This window comes from Enterococcus canis NBRC 100695 (assembly GCF_001544375.1).
Lineage (GTDB): Bacteria > Bacillota > Bacilli > Lactobacillales > Enterococcaceae > Enterococcus_H > Enterococcus_H canis.
Genome location: NZ_BCQJ01000028.1, coordinates 1 through 4467, shown reverse-complemented (window position 1 = coordinate 4467; position 4467 = coordinate 1). Strand labels below are relative to the sequence as shown.

General features: G+C 34.8%; 3 protein-coding genes and 1 pseudogene. 2 read left to right on the top strand and 2 right to left on the bottom strand.

The window, feature by feature from the left end:
* A pseudogene (locus ECA01S_RS13640) lies at positions 1 to 516 on the top strand (transposase); the annotation flags it as partial.
* 109 nt (positions 517 to 625) lie between these two features.
* On the opposite strand, the gene ECA01S_RS13635 reads toward ECA01S_RS13640, so the two are convergent.
* Together ECA01S_RS13635 and ECA01S_RS13630 are read right to left on the bottom strand one after the other, a co-directional pair.
* Positions 626 to 1747 carry a radical SAM/SPASM domain-containing protein gene (locus ECA01S_RS13635; protein ID WP_010746346.1) on the bottom strand — a complete coding sequence of 374 codons (1122 nt, stop codon included), beginning with the start codon at positions 1745 to 1747 and terminating at the stop codon, positions 626 to 628.
* 94 nt (positions 1748 to 1841) lie between these two features.
* Positions 1842 to 2546, bottom strand: a complete 705-nt coding sequence (locus tag ECA01S_RS13630) for a GntR family transcriptional regulator (protein ID WP_010746345.1) — start codon at positions 2544 to 2546, stop codon at positions 1842 to 1844.
* Between the two features lie 442 nt (positions 2547 to 2988).
* Here ECA01S_RS13630 and ECA01S_RS13625 point away from each other — a divergent pair.
* Positions 2989 to 4467, top strand: a 1479-nt coding sequence (locus ECA01S_RS13625; RefSeq protein WP_033647015.1) for a glycoside hydrolase family 35 protein, incomplete at its 3' end; no start/stop codon positions are given.

The window sequence follows — 4467 nt, the reverse complement described above, 5'->3', positions numbered from 1 at the left end:
AAGAGTCTATCAATGTTGTCTTAAGTGTTCTTGTACGCGAAATACGTGCGCTTGAAAAGAATATCAAAGACTTAGATAAAGTAATTGAACAGCTCGTTGTCGTCATTCCAGAATATCAATGCTTAACTAGTATTCCAGGCATTGGGAAAGTTTATGCTGCCGGTTTGATTGCTGAAATTGGAAAAATCGAAAGATTTGAAGATCAGACAAAATTAGCGAAGTACGCTGGATTAAGTTGGAAAGTGAAACAATCTAGAAATTATCAATCACAAAACACACTTCTGACAAAGCAAAGGTATCGATATTTTAGATACTACTTAGTTGAAGTTGCCAACTCAGTAAAAAACTAATCTTTCCGAATATAAAGCTTTTTATCAAAGTAAATATAAAGAGGTTCCCAAGCATCAACACAAACGAGCACTCGTCTTAACCGCAAGAAAATTTACGCGTCTGGTGGATACGATACCACGTAACCATCAACTCTATACGCCACCAAGGAGCGTGATAGATAAATAACATCTTGTTATTGACGCAAACCCTTGAAACAACCCGAAAAAAATTTGATTTTTGTCGGGTCTGGTTAAGTGTGCTTCAAATAGGTTACTCAATAAAAAATGCTCAATTTTCATTTTGACTTATTACCATTAGACTGTAACAATCCTAAAATCCGATTAATCTGTGGCATAAACTCTTGCAGAAGCTGCTGATAGCCACAACGTCCTTTACTATCTACATAGATGGCATCTTTCATCCGTTTGCAGCCACCACGACACATCGTTTGAAACGGACAATTTAGACATTTTTTAGATATTTTGGGTCGTTCACACATAAACGCTTTTGTAACATCTTGTTCAAATAACTGTCGTAAGGTCTGCTCTTGAATATACCCCATTCGATGCTCATCCAACACGTAAAAATCACAGGGATAAACACTGCCGTCTGCTTCAATCACATATTGCACTTGGCAGTTTCCTAAGATTCCACATGCGGTGACTTGTTGCTTGACAAATAGATTCAAAAGGTCATCAAAAAGTCTGATACTCACATAATGTCCTGCTGCTAATTCTTGCATCCATAACTGCAAAAGCTGGTGGTAAAAACCAGCAAAACGTTTTGGTGTAAGGGCATAGCTATTTTTTTCTTTTGCATCTAAATCATCCAAACAAGGGATAAATTGAACAAATTTGATTTGTTGTTCTTTTAGAAAGTGAAAGACCTTCTTGGCCTCTTTAGCCAACGGGTTCGTCAAAACACAAAGCACATTGTAATCAATCTCATATTGATCAAACAGCTGTTTTGTTTGTAGCACCCGATGAAAAGTGCCTTTTCCTTTTGGATCAACTCGATGTAGATCATGGTAAAGTGGATGGCCATCGATTGAGAGACCAACTAAAAAATCATGTTCTTTCAAAAAAGCACACCATTTCTCATTAATCATGATTCCATTTGTTTGAATCGCGTAATGGACCTGTACCTGCCTTTGCTGTTGATCTACTAGCTGGGTTACTTTCCTAAAATAATTGAGGCCCGCTATCGTTGGCTCTCCGCCTTGAAACGCTAATGTCAACTGATCTCCATCTTCTAAGTCTACATAAATATTTTTAATCATTTTCTCTGTCACTTCATCTTTCATTTTGCCAAAAGAGCGGATTTCCCGCAAGGAACTGACATTAGCATAAAAGCAGTAGCTACAGCGAAGATTGCAGAGGGAAGATGCTGGTTTAATCAATACTGAAATATGTTTCATAATGAAGACCTCGATTTCTGAAAAATTAGTAATTAGATGCTACTTTTTTATTCGCAACATCAAGATAGTTAACAAGATAAAGAGAAATGATTATTTAATTAGACATTAATTGAATTTTAAAAAAGTCCCATTTTTTATAACTTTCGACATATTCTATAGGTTTATTGCTGTCGGATAATGTAGATAGTCTTTTTTGAAAAACAACTGGTTCAGACTTATCCATTTCTAAACGCTCAGATATACTATTAGGAGTAGGAAATAAAATTTCATTTGTTTCTACAAAATACTCTTCGCTTAAATCGATACCATAATCCAACTTCAAACGTCGATAGATAGAACTGTAATAATCCGTTTCCGGATAATTTGGGTTTATATATTGCTCTGGTAAATATGATTTTTGATAAATGTAAGGTGTTTCATCAACTTCCCTAATTCGTTCGATTTGGTAGTAATATGAATTAGTGGGTAATTGTAACGTATCTAATATTTGTTTTTTATTTTTCCGCATAATGGAAAGTACGTGTACTTTGTCGCAATCGAATGAAAATATTTCTATATCAGAAAACTTTACTAATTTTTCTTTTCTTGCACGAGAAATAAAAGTTCCCTTCCCTTGATAACGTACTATATAGCCCTCATTAACTAATTCTTTTAGTGCGCGAATTGCTGTTATAGAGCTTACGTTATATTTTTTAATGATTTCAGCTTCTGAATAGAATCGATCGCCATTATGAAATTCACCGTTGACAATTTGTTGTTTTAAGTCATTTTTAATTTCTAAATACATTGGTTTTATCATGAATATCTCCTTATGTTTGTATTAACGAGCAGCTCCTGCGAGATTTCTCTTACTATGCAATTAGAATACATATTGTGAATTGATATTCCTTCTTACCGTACTGATGTCATGAGGTAATAGTCACAACTTTATTGATTGATAATTCATTTGATAGCGCAATAGACGCTTCACTTCAGTAAGGACGACACACAGAAAAAGAATCAAGTAGAGCTTACCGCAAATATAATTATACAATGAAATTGTATTATAACAATTGAGCAAGCGCTAATATGTTAATGCATTTAAACATACTAATGATAGGCCATAAAAAAACAACTATTAACTAATTACTGGGGGCTAAAATTTAGTATTTTATTTATAGTAACATATTTTATAAAAAATGTTGACTTTTAATAGGCATCTTAATATACTTAGTATATTAAGAAAATTGAGGTGAAGGTGAATGGAAACTTTTGAAATAAAAAAAGAATTTCTTTTAAATGGGCAACCTTTTAAAATTTTATCTGGGGCAATTCATTATTTTCGAATTCATCCATATGATTGGGAGCACTCTCTGTATAATTTAAAAGCACTAGGGTTTAACACAGTAGAAACGTATGTTCCTTGGAATTTACACGAGCCCCAAAAAGGAGAGTTTCATTTTGAGGATAGATTAGATTTAGAGAAATTTTTGACGTTAGCTCAAAATTTAGGGTTGTACGCAATTGTGCGACCTTCCCCATATATTTGTGCCGAATGGGAGTTTGGGGGATTTCCTGCTTGGCTACTCCGTGAACCAATTTCTATCCGAAGGAATGAAAACGCTTATTTGAGACATGTGGCGGATTACTATGATATTTTGATGAAAAAGATTGTTCCTCATCAACTAGATAACGGTGGCAATATTTTAATGATTCAAATTGAAAATGAATATGGTTCTTTTGGGGAGGAAAAAGCATATTTGCGCGCGATACGAGATTTGATGGTTGATCGCGGAGTGACAGTTCCTTTTTTTACGTCAGATGGTCCGTGGCGAGCTACTTTACGCGCTGGAAGTATGATTGAGGAAGATATTTTAGTCACTGGTAATTTTGGTTCTAAGGCGAGAGAAAACTTTGGTTCTATGAAGCAGTTTTTTGAAGAGCATAATAAGAACTGGCCGTTGATGTGTATGGAATTTTGGGATGGTTGGTTCAACCGTTGGAAAGAACCAATTATTCAACGAGATCCACAAGAATTAGCTGAAGCGGTAAAAGAAGTATTGGAACAAGGGAGTATTAATTTATACATGTTTCATGGAGGAACAAATTTTGGGTTTATGAATGGTTGTTCCGCGCGAGGAGTTATTGATTTGCCACAAATCACTTCTTATGATTATGGAGCACCGTTAGATGAACAGGGAAATCCAACGGAAAAATATTTTGCGTTGCGCAAAATGATTCACGAAAATTATCCTGAGATCAAGCAATTGGACCCCTTAATTAAACCAACAATTGAAAAGAGAAATATCCCTTTGGCAAATAAGGTAAGCCTTTTCGCAACTTTGGCTACGATAAGTCAACCTGTGGAATCAAAATATCCAAAGACGATGGAATCGTTGGGGCAAAATACTGGTTATTTACTCTATCGAACAATGATTGAAAGAGATGCGAATAAAGAACGATTACGTGTAATTGATGGACGAGATCGTTGTCAATTGTTTCTTAACCAAAATTTACAAGTTACTCAGTATCAAACAGAAATAGGTGAGGATATACAAGTTAGTATGACCGAACATGTCAATCAACTTGATATATTGATTGAAAATATGGGACGTGTCAATTATGGACATAAGCTCTTTGCAGAAACTCAAAAAAAGGGTATTAGAAGAGGTGTAATGGCAGATTTACATTTTATTACAGATTGGCAACAATATTCTCTGCCGTTGGAAGATTGTAAAACT

What these genes read in the sequence shown, in the direction of transcription:
- ECA01S_RS13630 (WP_010746345.1), bottom strand. Translation starts at nt 2,546, where the DNA reads ATGATAAAACCAATGTATTTAGAAATTAAAAATGACTTAAAACAACAA.
- ECA01S_RS13635 (WP_010746346.1), bottom strand. Translation starts at nt 1,747, where the DNA reads ATGAAACATATTTCAGTATTGATTAAACCAGCATCTTCCCTCTGCAAT.